General features: G+C 41.7%; 11 protein-coding genes. 10 read left to right on the top strand and 1 reads right to left on the bottom strand.

Features of this window, described 5'->3' with window-relative positions; translation table 11 throughout:
• The first annotated feature begins 115 nt into the window (after nt 1-115).
• From acnB to MTN96_RS09995, 3 genes are all read left to right on the top strand, one after another.
• Nucleotides 116-2,713 (top strand): bifunctional aconitate hydratase 2/2-methylisocitrate dehydratase, encoded by a 2,598-nt coding sequence (gene acnB / locus MTN96_RS10005; RefSeq protein ID WP_064386559.1) that lies wholly within the window; start codon nt 116-118, stop codon nt 2,711-2,713.
• A gap of 198 nt (nt 2,714-2,911) precedes the next feature.
• A complete protein-coding gene (locus tag MTN96_RS10000) occupies nt 2,912-3,544 on the top strand; it encodes a 2OG-Fe dioxygenase family protein (protein ID WP_004588163.1) in 633 nt (210 codons plus the stop codon).
• A gap of 9 nt (nt 3,545-3,553) precedes the next feature.
• The gene (locus tag MTN96_RS09995) at nt 3,554-4,786 is read left to right on the top strand and encodes a cysteine desulfurase-like protein (protein WP_248531445.1); all 1,233 of its coding nucleotides are present in this window, start codon (nt 3,554-3,556) and stop codon (nt 4,784-4,786) included.
• Between the two features lie 143 nt (nt 4,787-4,929).
• On the opposite strand, the gene MTN96_RS09990 is transcribed toward MTN96_RS09995, so the two are convergent.
• Nucleotides 4,930-5,634 (bottom strand): 2OG-Fe(II) oxygenase, encoded by a 705-nt coding sequence (locus tag MTN96_RS09990; RefSeq protein WP_004588165.1) that lies wholly within the window; start codon nt 5,632-5,634, stop codon nt 4,930-4,932.
• A 36-nt stretch (nt 5,635-5,670) separates the two neighbouring features.
• Between MTN96_RS09990 and MTN96_RS09985 the strand changes: the two genes are divergently transcribed.
• From MTN96_RS09985 to MTN96_RS09955, 7 genes are all read left to right on the top strand, one after another.
• Complete coding sequence (locus tag MTN96_RS09985; protein ID WP_054983381.1) at nt 5,671-6,060, top strand: thioesterase family protein; 390 nt, start codon at nt 5,671-5,673, stop codon at nt 6,058-6,060.
• Nucleotides 6,061-6,247: 187 nt separating this feature from the next.
• Complete coding sequence (locus MTN96_RS09980) at nt 6,248-7,222, top strand: aldose epimerase family protein (protein ID WP_248531443.1); 975 nt, start codon at nt 6,248-6,250, stop codon at nt 7,220-7,222.
• Between the two features lie 186 nt (nt 7,223-7,408).
• On the top strand, nt 7,409-10,156 hold the full coding sequence (locus MTN96_RS09975) for a TonB-dependent receptor (RefSeq protein ID WP_248531441.1): 2,748 nt from the start codon (nt 7,409-7,411) through the stop codon (nt 10,154-10,156).
• 173 nt (nt 10,157-10,329) lie between these two features.
• Nucleotides 10,330-11,856 (top strand): tryptophan halogenase family protein, encoded by a 1,527-nt coding sequence (locus MTN96_RS09970; protein WP_248462961.1) that lies wholly within the window; start codon nt 10,330-10,332, stop codon nt 11,854-11,856.
• 12 nt (nt 11,857-11,868) lie between these two features.
• The gene (locus tag MTN96_RS09965; protein ID WP_248531439.1) at nt 11,869-12,630 is read left to right on the top strand and encodes a SapC family protein; all 762 of its coding nucleotides are present in this window, start codon (nt 11,869-11,871) and stop codon (nt 12,628-12,630) included.
• 81 nt (nt 12,631-12,711) lie between these two features.
• A complete protein-coding gene (locus MTN96_RS09960; RefSeq protein WP_024032020.1) occupies nt 12,712-14,190 on the top strand; it encodes an SLC5 family protein in 1,479 nt (492 codons plus the stop codon).
• 444 nt (nt 14,191-14,634) lie between these two features.
• The gene (locus tag MTN96_RS09955) at nt 14,635-16,767 is read left to right on the top strand and encodes an alpha-galactosidase (protein WP_248531437.1); all 2,133 of its coding nucleotides are present in this window, start codon (nt 14,635-14,637) and stop codon (nt 16,765-16,767) included.
• Nucleotides 16,768-16,821 lie beyond the last annotated feature (54 nt).

Below are 16,821 nucleotides of genomic sequence, written 5' to 3'. Positions count from 1 at the left end.
TTCATCTATACATAAAAGCTTTATAATCCCGCGTTAGAATACTATAAGTATTGGGTTACTTTTTTTGCGCATGAGGCGCTACCGAATACTTTCACGTCACCAAGAGGGCAATATTGTGCTACAAGAATATCGTAAACACGTAGAAGAACGTGCCGCGTTAGGTATCGTACCAGCGCCATTAGATGCTCAGCAAACGGCTGATCTTATTGAACTAATTAAAAACCCACCAGCGGGTGAAGAAGAGTTCATCTTAGATTTACTAATCAACCGCGTACCACCAGGCGTTGATGATGCAGCATACATCAAAGCAGGCTTTTTAGCGGCAGTTGCTAAAGGCGAAGCACAATCTCCATTAGTATCTAAAGAAAAAGCAGCAGAATTATTAGGTACAATGTTAGGTGGTTACAACATCGCCCCAATGATTGAGCTACTTGATGACGAAACACTTGCGCCTATCGCTGTAAAAGGCCTATCAAACACATTATTAATGTTTGACGCATTTTACGACGTAGAAGAAAAAGCAAAAGCAGGCAACGAGCACGCTAAAAAGATTATTCAATCTTGGGCAGACGCTGAATGGTTTACTAACAAGCCAGCTGTTGCTGAAAAAATCTCTGTTACTGTATTTAAAGTAACCGGCGAGACAAACACTGATGATTTATCACCAGCACCAGATGCATGGTCACGTCCAGATATCCCACTTCATGCTTTAGCAATGCTAAAAAATGAGCGCGACGGTATCACTCCTGACAAAGCGGGTGAAGTAGGTCCAATCACTAAACTTGAAGAATTAAAAACTCAAGGTTTACCGCTTGCATACGTAGGTGACGTTGTAGGTACTGGTTCTTCTCGTAAATCTGCAACTAACTCTGTGCTTTGGTTTATGGGTGATGATATCCCATACGTACCTAATAAGCGCGTTGGTGGTGTATGTTTAGGTAACAAAATTGCGCCTATCTTCTTCAACACAATGGAAGATTCAGGTGCGTTACCAATCGAGTTAAATGTTGATGAGTTCAACATGGGTGATCAAATCGATATTTACCCATACGAAGGTGTAGTTAAGCGCCACGGTACTGATGACGTTATCTCTACTTTTGAACTTAAATCAGACGTAATTTTAGATGAAGTACGTGCCGGCGGCCGTATTCCTCTAATCATTGGTCGTGGTTTAACAGACAAAGCACGTACCTCTTTAGGTTTAGGTGCTACTGACGTATTTAAAGTACCAGCAGTAACAGAAGTGTCTGATAAAGGCTTTACACTAGCGCAAAAAATGGTTGGTAAAGCATGTAACGTAGCAGGTATTCGCCCAGGCCAATACTGTGAACCTAAAATGACCACTGTAGGTTCGCAAGATACTACAGGTCCTATGACACGTGATGAGCTTAAAGACTTAGCATGTTTAGGTTTCTCTGCAGATTTAACAATGCAGTCATTCTGTCATACCTCTGCTTACCCTAAACCAATTGACGTAAACACTCACCATACGCTTCCTGATTTCATCATGAACCGTGGCGGTGTTTCACTTCGCCCTGGTGATGGTGTAATTCACTCTTGGTTAAACCGTATGTTATTACCAGATACTGTAGGTACTGGTGGTGATTCACATACACGTTTCCCATTAGGTATTTCGTTCCCTGCGGGTTCAGGTGCAGTAGCGTTCGCAGCAGCAACAGGTGTTATGCCACTTGATATGCCTGAGTCTATTTTGGTTCGCTTTAAAGGTGAAATGCAACCAGGTATCACTTTACGTGACCTAGTACACGCAATCCCTTACTACGGTATTAAGCAAGGCTTATTAACAGTAGAGAAAAAAGGTAAAATCAACGAATTTTCTGGTCGCGTACTAGAAATTGAAGGTGTTGAGCACTTAACTGTTGAACAAGCGTTTGAATTATCAGATGCATCAGCAGAGCGTTCAGCAGCAGGTTGTACTGTTAAGCTTTCTAAAGAGTCTATCAGCGAATACCTTGAGTCTAACATTGTTATGCTTAAGTGGATGATCTCTGAAGGTTACGGCGATGTACGTACAATCGAACGTCGTATTAATGCAATGCAAGAATGGTTAGCTAACCCAGAACTTATGGAAGCTGATGCTGATGCAGAGTACAAGCACATTGTAGAAATCGACCTAGCAGAAATTAAAGAGCCAATCCTTTGTGCTCCAAATGACCCAGATGATGCGCGTTTACTTTCTGATGTTACTGGCGAGAAAATCGACGAAGTATTCATCGGTTCTTGTATGACTAACATTGGTCACTTCCGTGCTGCGGGTAAATTACTAGATGGCTTTACTGGTCGTATCCCAACTCAACTTTGGGTAGCTCCACCAACGAAGATGGATAAAGACCAACTAACTGACGAAGGTTACTACGGTATCTTTGGTCGTGTTGGTGCACGTATCGAAACGCCAGGGTGTTCACTGTGTATGGGTAACCAAGCACGTGTTGCTGATAAAGCAACGGTTGTTTCTACCTCAACTCGTAACTTCCCTAACCGTTTAGGTACAGGCGCAAATGTATTCTTAGCATCAGCTGAGCTTGCTGCAGTAGCGGCAATTTTAGGTAAATTACCTACACCAGCTGAGTACCAAGAATACGCAGAGAAAATCAATGCAACGGCTGCAGATACATACCGTTACTTGAACTTCCACCGTATGCCTCAGTACACTAAAAAAGCAGACAACGTAATTATTCAGCAAGCTGTATAATTTAAAGCTGTTTAAAAAAAACCCGCTTAGGCGGGTTTTTTATTGGCTAAAATAAAATTGAATATTTCATGCTGTAATAAGTTTTAAATGAATTAAATATAACCATTACCCGCTTTTTATATAAATAATAAAGCAAATATTCCTTTCTACATGCATTAAAATCTCTTTCAATATTCTCATTATTTTAAGCGAGATTTTATGACTGCATTAAACAACCAGAATTTACTGCAACTTCGTTTTATTAACCAAGCAAATATTGATTTGGTTAAGCCTTCTTTTGATAACCTACCTGCTAATCCGTATGCAGATGGTGAATTTCGTAAGCGTCGTTACTCGGTAATTAAATTTCAAAATGGTGAGCTAAAACTACAAGCTGCCAAAGCGTTTGTTCAAGACGATTCTATTAATACCTTTCAGGGTAATGTTGAGCGTACTTATGAAAACTTAGAGCAAAGCTTACTTGAGTCAGAAGGTATGAAAAGCATTGTAAGTGAGTTTTGTGAGCTTACCGGCATTGATGAAGGCCGTGATATTGAAATTCACCAATTTAGAATGCTTGCCATTGATAGCGATACGCCGGCAGCACCTGAAGGTGTGCATCAAGATGGGTTTGACCATGTTTGTGTATGTGGTGTTTCTCACGAAAACTTAGAAGGCGGCGAGCTGCTTGTATACGAAAACAAGCAAGCAGAACCGTGTTTTAAAATGGAAATTAAAGACGGAATGTTTGCACTAATAAACGACCGTCAAGTTTGGCACAATGCAACGCCAATGAACAAAGTAGATACAAACAAGCCAGGTTACCTGGATTGTTTTGTACTTACCTCTTAAGGAATGCTCATGAACATAGCGCAACTACGTGAGCAGTTTCCTGCATTAATACAAACCGTTGATGGTAAATCTCCAATATTTTTAGATGGCCCAGGTGGCTCTCAAGTGCCGCAGTCTGTACTAAATGCAATGACTGCTTATTTAGGGCACTACAACTCAAACTTAGGCGGTGCGTTTTTTTCAAGTGATAGAACCGTTGAGCTAATGGCAAATGCGCGCCAAGCAGCGGCCGATTTACTTAATGCGCCAAGTGCACAAAATATAGTGTTTGGCCCTAACATGACCAGCCTTACCTTTAGCTTTAGCCGTGCTATTTCACGCGATTGGCAAGCCGGTGATGAGATTATTGTGACTAACGCTGATCACTTCTCAAATGTATCGTCATGGCAGCAAGCAGCGCAAGATAAAGGCGTTAAAGTTCAAACCGCTTTAATTAACGAGGCTGATTGCAGCTTAGATATGGCGCAGTTTGAAAGCTTATTAAACAGCAATACTAAACTGATTGCGGTAACTTACGCTTCAAATACTACGGGTTCTATTAACGATATAAAACGTATTATAGAGCTTGCCCATGCTGTAGGCGCATTAGTGTACGTTGATGCTGTGCATTATGCACCGCACGAGCTTGTTGATGTTCAAGCCCTTGATTGCGACTTTTTGGCCTGTTCTGCATATAAGTTTTTTGGTCCTCACTTAGGCATGGTGTACGGTAAAACACAGCATCTTGAAGGTTTTACGCCTTACAAAGTAGAACCAGCTAAAGATGTAGCACCAGGCCGATGGGAAACAGGCACGCAAAGCTTCGAAGCCTTAGCGGGTTTTATTGCCGCTGTTGATTACATTTCTGCAATTAGCGGGCTTGATGAAGGCCACACGCGCCGTGAAAAGTTAAGCGTGGCTTTTGCTAAAACAAAGCAGCATGAAATGGCGCTTAGTGAGCACTTTTTAACACGTTTGGTTAATTACCCGCGTATTAAATTGTTTGGTATTGATGATTTTGATCGCTTAAACGAGCGCACACCTACTTTTGCTTTAACGTTTGAAGGTTTAGAGCCGCGTGAGGTGTCTGAGTTTTTAGGCAAACAGCATATTTGTGTATGGGATGGTAATTTTTATGCACAAGGCTTATGTGAGCAGTTAGGCGTACTTGATAAAGGCGGTGTTGTGCGCATTGGTTGTATGCATTACAACACCACCGAAGAGCTAGATAAGTTATTTGATTTGTTTGATCAACTTCTTTGAAACTGACAGTTCATACCAATCCGCATAATTAAGTATTATCGCGGATTGGTATGAATACAAATCTGCGCTTTTGAATAACTCTTATTAAAGCTCAAATGCATTAAAGTAGTCAGCGGTTAGTTAGTTTTTGACCGCTGACTGTTTTAGCTTTTAGGTGTGCCGTATATGTGCTCTGCGCGATTAAATAGCACCCATGAAGTTAATATATATTTATCGTTCGATACCGGCTTATTACCTCGATGGGTATGCGTAAAGTAGCCAGGGGCAATGACCATAGTGCCTTTTTTAGGCGCAATTTTACGTTTTTGATAATAAAACTCTGTTTCGCCACCTTCCTCTACATCGTTTAAATAAAACATAAATAATAATACACGGTGCAGTGCTTCATTGTGTTGTAGCTGTGGATACACTTCACTATGCCAGTAAGGGTAGCCGCCTTTATTTACCTCGTACTTTTGCGCCTGAATGTTCCCAAGTCTAAATATTTGCTGCACCAGCACAGAGAGCTGTGGTTTGCCCACTTCGTCAAAGTTATCCTGTGTTAAATCCACCACATCCCCCGTTTTTGGGTGATACACTTTTAAGCCAAATGCGCCAATTAGCATAAAAAAGTGTGCTTCTACATAGTTAAAAACATGCTGTGCAGTGGTTTGCTGAATATGCTTTAATTGTTGGGCGTATTCTGGGTAACTGTTTAATTGCAGGTCGTGGCTGTCTTTCTTTTTTAAGTCCACACCACCAGAGGTTACACCTTGTTTTACATGCGGGCTGTTAGAGAATGTGGTAATAAAGTTATCGCAAAAATCATCGCTTAACGCGTTATCAATAACGTGGATAAAGTCCGTCATGATTTACCTTTTTATTTAGTTATTATTTGGATTTTTATGTTTATTGAAAAAGTGATGCCGCGCTTTAGCGAAACAGATGCACTCGGACACATCAACAATACCGTACTACCTGTGTGGTTTGAAGCCGCACGCGTCCCTATTTTTAAATTTTTTACCCCCGATCTAAACCCACACGACTGGAAACTGATCATCGCTAAAATAGAAGCATCGTTTGTAGGGGAATTATTTTATGCTCACGAAGTGACGATTAAAACAGCCGTTGAGCATGTAGGAAATAGCTCTTTTACCATTAAGCAAGAGGCGTGGCAGCAAGGTCAATGCTGTGTTGTGGGTAAAACTGTATTAGTGCGTTATAACTTTAAAAACAAAACTAAACAAAATTTAAGCGAAGCAGAAGTCGCAGCACTCAGCGATCACCTAGTTTAAAAAGGTGCATTTACTCCACGCAACGAGGAGCGGTGATGTAAACCACAAGCGACAGCTGTGAATTTTTATAGCGTTATTTTAACGCATTTTGATTGAGTTACGCTTCTCACTTATATACTATTTATATTATATATTGTTGCACCGCTATGACAGGTACTGTTGAGCTGGTAGTTTATGGAGAATGAATGTGACATCTACAACTGGCAATAAACCGTTAGAGGTAATAACGCTTAGCGATGGTAAAAGCTTAACTGCAGAAATATTGCCATTTGGCGCTATTATCAAAAGCATAAAGTTTAATAACCAAGAGATGACACTGTGCGTTAACGAACCTGCTTATTATTTAGAAAACCCATTTTATTTAGGGGCAACAGTTGGGCGCTACGCAAATCGTATTGAAAACGGACGTTTTGTATTATCAGGCACAGAGTACCAACTTAAAGCAAATAATGGCCCAAATAGCCTACACGGCGGCGAAAAAGGTTTTAATAAAGTACTGTGGCAAGTCACTAAGCAAAGCAATAATGAAGTGGAGCTCTATTACTGCTCGGCAGATGGAGAAGAAGGCTTTCCTGGCCAATTACAAGTTTGGCAAACAATTACTGCACGCAATGGCGAGCTAACCCTCAGTTACAAAGCCATTACCGATAAAGAAACCCTCGTTAACTTTACCAACCACTGCTATTTTAATCTTGAAGGCAGTGAGAGCATTAATAATCACCTGCTGCAAATAAATACCGCAACGTATTTACCTATCGATAGTAACAGTATACCGCTTGCCCATCATGAAGATGGCTCGGGCAGCTGCTTTGATTTTACTCACCCTAAGCCCATTGGCGATGCACTGTGCGCACAGCATGCGCAACTTGATGCCGGTAGTGGCTTTGATCATTGCTATATTTTTAGTGATGACAATTGTTTAAAAACAATGGCTACATTAACCTCGCCACACACGGGCGTTAATTTAACCCTTAAAAGTACCCAACCTGGTATGCAGCTTTATACGGCAAATTTTGTAGGTTCTCCTTTTAAAGCACGCCAAGCAGTGTGTTTAGAAGCTCAAAACTGGCCCAATGCAGCAAATAGAAGCGATTATCCAAAAGCTAATTTATTGCCAAATGAAGAATATAATCAGCAAATAATTTTTGCGTTTACGCAATAACGTACTAATTCCACTGTTAAATTAAAGAAAACAAAAAGAAAAATACACGTAACAAAAAGATAGCCATAATTAAGGAAAAGGTTGCACTTTTGCTCAATTTAAAGTATTTATATTATAAATAGTATTTGAAGCTATACACACCACACAACGACAAAATGACTACACACAATCAGGAGTTTTTAAAAAATGATAATTAACAATAAGTTATCGTTCAACAAGAAAACCGCACTCAGTATTGCTATTACAGGCATATTGGCAAGCGGCCACGTTGCAGCTCAAGGCGCTGAAGGCGACACACCGACAGTAGTAGATAAAGATGTTGAGGTTATCGCAGTAACGGGTATTCGCAGCAGCTTACGTTCATCAATGTTAGATAAAAAAGCATCTAATGTTGTAACCGATGGGATTAAAGCAGAAGATCTTGGTAAATTTCCTGATTTAAACGTAGCAGAGTCTCTGCAACGTATTACAGGTGTAGCCATTGACCGTAGTGGCGGTGAAGGGCAAGCAGTAACAATTCGTGGTTTTGGTCCACAATTTAACACGGTACTTGTAAATGGTCGTCAAATTGCGACTGACAGTGCAGGGCGTGAATTTAATTTTGATGTATTAGCGGCAGACCAAATCACCGGTGCTGATATTTATAAAAGTAACAGTGCAACGCTTCAAGAAGGCGGCATTGGTGGTACGGTTAACGTAACCACAGCTCGTCCATTCGATTTTGGTGGCTTACATGTGATTGGTTCAGTAAAAGGCATGTACGAAAGCCTTTCTGAAGAAGTATCGCCATCGGCTTCATTTTTAGTAAGTAATACGTTTAACGACGACAAGCTCGGTGTGCTTTTTGCCATCACTAACCAACAACGTAAGCTGCAAAACAACCAAATTTTAACGGCTGGTTGGCGCGGTGGACAAACTATTTCAAATCCACAAGATGGCGTATTGTACGACAATGCATACATCCCACGTAACTGGGACCAAGTTGTAGATGAGCAAGACCGTGAACGTACTAATGCAAGTTTAGTATTACAATATGCACCGTCTGACGATATTACTATTACTGTAGATGGTTTAATTTCAAAATTTGAAGTGGACTCATCAGTACGCGATTTAGCTTCTTGGTTTGAACCAGACCGCGTAGGTAGCGCAACAATCGATCCAGAAACGGGTACCTTGCTTACCTTTACGCAAGAAGTAGGTTTAGGTAACGCCAGTGGCAATCCTGCAACCGACTTTGTATCACACACACGTAACTCGCGTGATGTAACTAACAAAGCATTTGGTATTAACGTTGACTGGCAAGTAAACGAGTCATTAAAAGCAAAATTTGACGTATCTCGCTCAACAGCTGAAAACGACCGTGCTGGTAATGACCGCTTTAACGTAGTGGGTATTATTAACAGCTACAGCTTTGATGGCACCGGTAGCGTTCCTACCGTACAGCATGATGGTTTTGAAAATGGCTCGCTGCCAGATGCAAGCCTTGCGCGTCTTCACTACAACGAAATTGGTAACCAGTTTACAGATGAAGATGAAATTACCGAAATCAAAGCCGATTTTGAATACGTACCAGATAAAGGCCCAGTTGATCGCATTAACTTTGGTGCTTATCGTCAAGAACGTGAAAAATCAAGCTTCCAAATTTTTGGTAGCCAATGTCAATTTTGTGGTTACGGCACTGAAGCACCACTTGATGAAATTGATTTTGAAGCTTACTCAGCAAGTAACTACTTCCCAGGTTTAATCGATACATTTTATAGCTACGACGGCGACAAAATGCTTGATTACCTTGCTGACCAAGGTTTCCCTGTAGAGCCAACACTACAAAATAACCGTTACACAATTAACGAAGATATCACTAGCCTTTACATGGACTTTACCATTGGTTTCGACCTAGCTGATATGCCAGTTACGGTTAACATGGGTGCACGTTACTCAGAAACTGATATTGAAGTAGCGGCTGTACAAAGCTTTATCAGCGATGTTATTCCTACCTCTGATGCCACTTTATTCCAAAACGTATTTGGCCCGGCAACAGACATTCAAGAAGGGACGAGTTACTCAAACTTACTTCCTTCTTTTAACGTTAAGCTTGAACTGCAAGACAACATGATTTTACGCTTTGCAGCGTACGACAGTATTACTCGTCCTACTATGTCACAGTTATCACCTGCGACCACGTTTAACGAGCCTCGTCGTCAAAACTTAACAGCAAGTGGTGGTAACCCTGCACTTAAGCCATTCCAATCTGAAAACTGGGATATCTCTTACGAGTGGTACTACAACGACGCTAACTTATTTAGCTTTGCCGTATTTAGTAAAGAAGTGGATGACTTTATTGTTACCCTAACCGGCGATGAAACATACGACATGATTGACCGTACAGGCCCTGATTTTGCGTGTACAACCTGTACTGACCAAACCGATGCCGAACTTAACGGTAGCTCAGAAGTTTACACTGTAAGTCGCCCGCAAAATGGCGAGTCTGCAACGGTAACGGGTTACGAAATCGGTGTAACTCATATGTTTGAAAACGGCTTTGGTTTTATTGCTAATGCCACGGTAGTAGATAGCGATATTAGTGTTGATGGCGATACAAGCCAAACATTTGCGCTTGAAGGGTTAGGTGATTCACAAAACTTAGTGCTGTTTTACGAGCAAGATAACTGGCAGGCACGTGTTGCATTTAACAACCGTGAGGGCTTTTTACGCTTAGTTGATAACGGCTTTAACGGCGAACCAGTGAACGTAGAAACGTACGGTCAATGGGATATTAGTGCAAGCTACGATATCAACGAAAACTTCACTATTTTTGCCGAAGGCATCAACATTACTGAAGAAGAGCTAGTGCAAACGGGCCGTTTTGCTAATCAAATCTACTCTGTAGAAGATAATGGCTCACGTTACGCGTTTGGTATTCGCGGTACGTTTTAATTGATAGCAGAGGCAGCGATTGCCTCTTAGTTTTCATTGCAGTGCATTATAAGTACTGTTACTAATAAAGTTAGTAGCTAATTTGCACAAAATGAGACTAATTTAAACAAATGCCCGAAAGGGCATTTGTTGTCTAACCGGTTATCAATAAAGTACTCAAAGAGTAGTCCGTTATGAATAAAGCAATAAAAACAATCGCCGTAATTGGTGGCGGCACAGCAGGATGGCTGAGCGCTGCAATTATCGCTTCGTATCACCAAGGTAATAAGGGTGATGGCTTAAAAGTGATGTTGGTAGAATCATCTGATATTCCAACAATTGGTGTAGGTGAAGGTACCTGGCCCACTATGAAAAACACGCTTCAGCAAATTGGTTTGCGGGAAGTGGATGTATTTAAAGCCTGTAATGCCACCTTTAAACAAGGCGGTAAATTTGTAAACTGGACGCATGGCAACAACGATTTTTACTACCATCCCTTTACGGTACCGCTAGGCTACGGCCGTATAGATTTAGCCCCCTATTTAGATAATGTTGAAAGCTTTGCTCAGCAAACTAATTTTCAGCACGATATTTGCGAAGCAAACCTAGCCCCGAGAGGCATTGCGCAAGGCGAGTATCAAGCAAATTGTAATTACGCATACCATTTAGATGCCGGTGCCTTTGCTGAGCTATTAAAGCAACATTGTAAGAGCAAACTCGGCATTGAGCACATTATTGGCACCGTTGATCAGGTAAAGCTTGATGAAAGCGGGGCTATAGACACCCTTACCTTAACCGATCAAACCCGCACCATAAACGCTGATTTATACATAGACTGCACGGGTTTTTCATCGCTGTTACTAGGCCAAGCCCTTAACGTGCCATTTAAAAAAATGGATCACGTATTATTTAACGATAGCGCCCTAGCTATGCAAGTCCCCTACGACGAAGGTGATGAGTCACTGGCCAGTCATACCATTGCCACCGCACAAAATGCTGGGTGGATTTGGGATATAGGCCTAACGCATCGCCGTGGTGTAGGGCATGTATATTCAAGCAAGTTTTTATCAGATGAAGAAGCCGAGCAAAACTTACGTAACTATTTAGGTGATGCCGCTAAAGGCTTAACTGCCCGAAAAATAAGTTTTGAGTCAGGCTATCGCGAAAAATTTTGGCATAAAAACTGTGTTGCAGTGGGAATGTCGGCAGGTTTTGTAGAGCCCCTTGAAGCAACCGCCATTATGTTGGTTGAAATTTCGTCTCGCTTTGTTGCAGAGCATATGCCAGCCGATACCCAAGTAATGCCCATTGTTGCAAAGCGCTTTAATGAGCAAATGGATTATCGCTGGCAGCGTATTATCGACTTTTTAAAACTACATTACATGTTAACTAAGCGCCCAGAGCCTTATTGGCAAGCGCACGTACAACCACAAAGCATTCCGCAAAGTTTACAAGAAGACTTACTGCTTTGGGGGACGCGTGGCCCACTTATTCAAGATTTTCATGGCGCATTAGAGCTATTTCCTGCCGCCAGTTACCAGTATGTTTTATACGGTATGGGCTTTAAGCCCGACTTTACTAAGCAAGCGTATTTGTACTCAAACGATGCGCAAGCAAATCAAATAATTGAACGTAACAGCCAGCTTACACAGCAGATGTTGCAAACGTTGCCGCCTCACCGTGCTTATATTGAGCAGTGGCTTGCGGCTAACCCAGTTTAAGGATGTGTAACTATGGCAATTAGTGAACTATCAAATACTCAGCACCAAGCAATAAAAATTAACCCTAATGCGGGTGTTGAATACGCAAAAACACAGCACTTAGTTAATCTGCGTGCAAACGAAGTAGCAAAAACGGCCTGCGATTTACCTATTTTTTTAGCGCGTAACGCACACAACGGCAGCTACACTATTTCGGGCTTAACCAGCTTTAGTGCTCAGCAAAGTTTATTTGTGAGTAACAATCAATGGCAAGCGCTTTACACGCCTGTGTGCATGCAAACCCAGCCGCTTTATTTACTCACTCGTGAGGCAAATAGCAGTGATTACTTTATTGCTATTGATGAGCAAAGCTCAGCCGTTAATACCCAGCAAGGCGAGCCGCTATTTGATGCCAAAGGCAACCCAAGCCTGTATTTAAGTGCGCAGCAAAAGCTACTAGAAAGCGATTTAAAAAATGATTACCAAACGTATCAATTTACCCAAGAAATTGCCCGTTTAGGGCTTATTAAAAACATAGATATTGTTTTGCAGTTTGAACAAGGCGAGGCGCAAACTATTCAAGGTTTGAGCACTGTTGATGAAGATAAACTGCAAACTTTAGACAGCGATACCATTGCCAATTTACACAAACAAGGTTACCTGAGCGTACTTAACAGCATGCTTATTTCGTTGTTTCAGTTAAATGCGTTAGTAAAGCGTCACAACCAGCATCCTGAACTTATGCCATTAAAGCAAATTAAGTTAGAACTAAGTCGAGATGCACACGCACTGTAAGGTGCAATTTATTAATTAGCCTTCATAGGTTAATACGTTCACATAGACAGACATTGCGTTTAACGCGCTGGAGACACACACATGTCAGACAACATTTTGCAGTTGGTGGTTTTTTTCTTTGTAACCGCTTTAATTGGTGGACTTACATATTGGAAGTGCCGAGGCCAAAACCGTAATAGTGGTGATAATCAAACAAAAGAGTATTTTTTAGCGGGCGGTGGCCTTACTTGGATGTTTGTAGCAGGCTCAATTACGCTCACAAATTTAAGTACCGACCAGCTGGTGGGTATGAATGGCAATCAAATGGCCTTGCTCGTGTGGTGGGAATTGGCGGCTATTTTAGGGCTTATTATTTTAGCCAAAGTATTTATTCCTGTTTATTACAAGTACAACTGTACAACCACCACGGAGCTGTTAGAAAAACGCTACAACAACAAGCACATTCGCGCTGTTATTGGTGGCTTATTCTTTTTAGGTAACGCGCTAATTTACATGCCTGCGGTTATTTATTCTGGTGCGCTATTTATGCAAACCATGTTTAAGGTTGATATTCCGCTAATGTACATAGCGACCGCATTCGCTTTAGTAGGGGCTATTTATGCATTTTTTGGTGGCTTACGTGCGGTTGCCGTATCCGATACCTACAATGGTTTATTAGTGTTAGGTATGGCAATACTGGTCGTATTTTTAGCGCTTAACGCGATTGATTACGACTTTAGCGGTATTCCACAAGAGCGCTTAACATTAATTGGTGATGCTGACTCGCCAATCCCTTGGCCTACGCTTTTAACCGGTATGATCTTTATTCAAATGTATTACTGGGGTACTAACCAAACCATTACCCAGCGTGCAATGGCTGCGCCAAACGTTAAAGAAGCGCAAAAAGGGATATTTGCAGCAGCGGGTATTCGCTTTTTAATTGTACCGGCGATTGTGGTACTACCGGGTATTATTTCGTACAAATTGTATGGCGACATTGGCGATGCAGCTTATGGCCGAATTGTAGGTGATGTAATGCCTGCATGGTTAACGGGCGTGTTTGCCGCAGCAATGGCGGCGGCAGTGCTTTCTACTTATAACAGCTTATTAAACTCGGCTACGGCACTTTACGTGTGTGATATTCACGAAGCTTACTTTAATAAAGAGCCAAGTGTAGTAAAGCTAAGCGGCTACGTTACGTTGTTACTTACTAGCTTAACGCTTGTGCTTGTGCCAATTTATCAGCAAGCCGACAGCATTATTAACTTACTACAACAGTTAAACGGCTTATTAAGTATGCCTATATTCTCAATTTTTGTAGTGGGCTTATTGTTTAAAAATGTAGATGCGCGTGCAGGTATAGCCGCGGTAATTCTAGGCGTGGTTATGTATGGCATGCTGACGTTTGAAAATTCGCCGCTACATACTGAACTACACTATATTCACTTAATGCCAATTACACTTATTGTATGTGTAGCCTTTGCGTTAATCGTTAATAAAGTAGTGTTTGGTTTAAATGCACAGTGGGCAGGTAAAACACCTGCTATTGAAGATACGCCACCAGTGCACGCACCAAAATAACCAGCAGTAAAAAGTTACGTCACTTTTTATTAGCTAGTTAACACATTACTAAATCGGCCTAAGGTAACTTAGGCCGATTTTTATTTATTCAATTAATCGACACTGTAGATAACACCCATGCGCAATAATACTTAATCATTTTGCGTGGCTAAACGTGTGACTACCTGCTGGGGCTTTAATGGCTACCTCAGGCTAAAAGCCCACTAAATATAATATTGCTCAAGGTGGTATTAAATTTTTAACCGCTGTTTAAGTTAATTACTGGTATAGCCAGTAATAATATTGGCTAAATTACACCGTAAACACTATCTAAAAGTAATTTGTATGATATATACTATTATTTTAAAATCACTGACTGCAATTTGATGCAGTAAGCGGCGAGTAAGCACACATATAATGTACTCGCGTATTAAACTCATCTTCATTAAAGAGGACAGGAGAATCATGGCTGATATTAAACCATTCTTTCGATTAGACAGCGCAAACAGCACCGTTATTTTCGACTGCCAGAGCAAAACACCAGCGTTACTTTATTTTGGTAAGCGCCTATCTGAGCAAACAACTGAAACAATGCTAACTCAGCTTGCGACTCGTCAGGAAGTAAAATGTGCCGTGGTTGAAGAAGCACCTATTTCTCTTTCTCCGCTATTAGGTGAAGGCTTTACAGGCGCGCCAGGGCTAGAGCTGTCAAACGACACCATAGCTTGGTCAGTTGGCCCTGCTCTTCAAGATGTTCGTCAGCCAACCCCTTCTAGTTTAGAGTTTGTAAGTGTTGATGAGCTGCGTGGTATTGAAGTAGTGCACAGCATCACACTTGATAGCAACACCGATGTGCTAAGTGCGCATACCGTATTAACTAATTTAAGTGATGCACCGCTAAGCGTTAATTTTTGCGCCGCACCTACGTTCCAACTACCCGATAGCATGAACAAACTAGTGAGCTTTGAAGGACGTTGGTCTAACGAATTTCAACGCCAATCGGTTGATTTAGTATTAGGCAGCTTTGTACGCGAAAACCGCAAAGGTAAAACATCGCACGACGTATTCCCTGGCTTATTAGTTCATAGCGAAGGCGCAGGCGAGCAACAAGGCGAGTGTTATGGCTTTCATTTAGGTTGGAGCGGTAACAACAAGCTACGCGCTGAGCTATTACCAGAAGGGCGCCGTTATGTGCAAATGGGTGAGTTATTATTACCGGGCGAGCTAACCCTTGCTAAAGGCCAAACGTATCAAAGCCCAAGTATTTATGGCTCGTTTTCGAGCGATGGCTTTAGTGCACTGTCGCGTAATTTTCATCGTTTTGTTAAAGCTAACTTACTTAGCCAGGCGCAGCGCGAAAAAACACGCCCAGTGCATTACAACACGTGGGAAGGTATTTACTTCGATCACGATGTAGACACGCTAAAGCAGCTAGCCGATAAAGTAGCGCCATTAGGTATTGAGCGTTTTGTACTGGACGACGGTTGGTTTAAAGGTCGCCGTGGTGATTATGCTGGCCTAGGTGATTGGACCGTAGATTACGAAATTTACCCAGACGGCCTATCGCCAGTGATTGACCATGTAAACAGCTTAGGCATGGAGTTTGGTATTTGGTTTGAACCTGAAATGGTAAACCCAGATAGTGACTTATACCGCGCCCATCCTGATTGGGTATTAGGCTCAGAAAATAACGAGCAACTTAGCTTTAGAAACCAGCTAGTGCTTGATTTAACGCGGACTGAGGTTGTTGAATACCTATACAAAGCGATTGATGACATTTTAGTTGAATACCCAACAATTAAGTACATTAAATGGGATATGAACCGCGATATAAACCACGCGGGTAACTTCTCAGGCAAGCCTGCGGTGCATCAGCAAACACTGGCACTGTATCGCTTAATCGACCGTATTAAAGCGGCGCACCCTGGCCTTGAAATAGAAAGCTGTTCTTCAGGTGGTGCCCGTGTAGATTATGGTGTGCTTGCACACACAGACCGTGTATGGACGTCAGATTCTAACGATGCACTTGACCGTCTTGAAATTCAACGCGGCTGTTCGTTCTTCTTCCCATCGTCGGTTATGGGTGCACACGTAGGCCCTCGTGATTGTCATATCACAGGTCGTAATGTCAGTATTGAAATGCGTGCTGCGGTATCTATGTTTGGCCATATGGGTATAGAAATGGACCCACGTGAGCTGACCGATCACGAATACAATGCGCTTAAAGCGGCTATTTCGCTGCACAAAGAGCACCGTGAATTTATTCATGCTGCCGATTTGTACCGCCTCGATAGCGACGATTTATCAATTAACTTTGGTTTAATCGACGAGCAAAAATCAAAAGCGTTATTTGCGTATAACAGTGTACGCGAAACACCGCGCACTGCGCCTAATAAGCTTCGTTTTGTTGGTTTAGATGCAGATACGCAGTACACACTTAATTTGGTGTGGCCTGTTAAATTTGAAGAATACCGACCTTCGTCTATCGCCGCTGTTAACGGGCAAACTTTTACGGGTGAAGCGTTGATGGAATTTGGCCTACAAATGCCAATTTCATTCCCGCAAACATCGCTTATTTTTGAGCTTAACAAAGCTTAAAATATAGCAAGCAGTAAAAAGGGAGCTAATTAGCTCCCTTTTTTAATAATGTTT

The organism is Pseudoalteromonas sp. 2CM28B (genome assembly GCF_023161935.1).
Note: the sequence above shows the minus strand (reverse complement) of the source record. Positions and strands in the feature narration are given on the sequence as shown.

Bases quoted from the DNA above. Each gene is read 5' to 3' on its own strand.
- MTN96_RS10000 (WP_004588163.1), top strand. From the start codon at position 2,912: ATGACTGCATTAAACAACCAGAATTTACTGCAACTTCGTTTTATTAAC.
- MTN96_RS09995 (WP_248531445.1), top strand. From the start codon at position 3,554: ATGAACATAGCGCAACTACGTGAGCAGTTTCCTGCATTAATACAAACC.
- MTN96_RS09990 (WP_004588165.1), bottom strand. From the start codon at position 5,634: ATGACGGACTTTATCCACGTTATTGATAACGCGTTAAGCGATGATTTT.
- MTN96_RS09985 (WP_054983381.1), top strand. From the start codon at position 5,671: ATGTTTATTGAAAAAGTGATGCCGCGCTTTAGCGAAACAGATGCACTC.
- MTN96_RS09975 (WP_248531441.1), top strand. From the start codon at position 7,409: ATGATAATTAACAATAAGTTATCGTTCAACAAGAAAACCGCACTCAGT.
- MTN96_RS09970 (WP_248462961.1), top strand. From the start codon at position 10,330: ATGAATAAAGCAATAAAAACAATCGCCGTAATTGGTGGCGGCACAGCA.
- MTN96_RS09965 (WP_248531439.1), top strand. From the start codon at position 11,869: ATGGCAATTAGTGAACTATCAAATACTCAGCACCAAGCAATAAAAATT.
- MTN96_RS09960 (WP_024032020.1), top strand. From the start codon at position 12,712: ATGTCAGACAACATTTTGCAGTTGGTGGTTTTTTTCTTTGTAACCGCT.
- MTN96_RS09955 (WP_248531437.1), top strand. From the start codon at position 14,635: ATGGCTGATATTAAACCATTCTTTCGATTAGACAGCGCAAACAGCACC.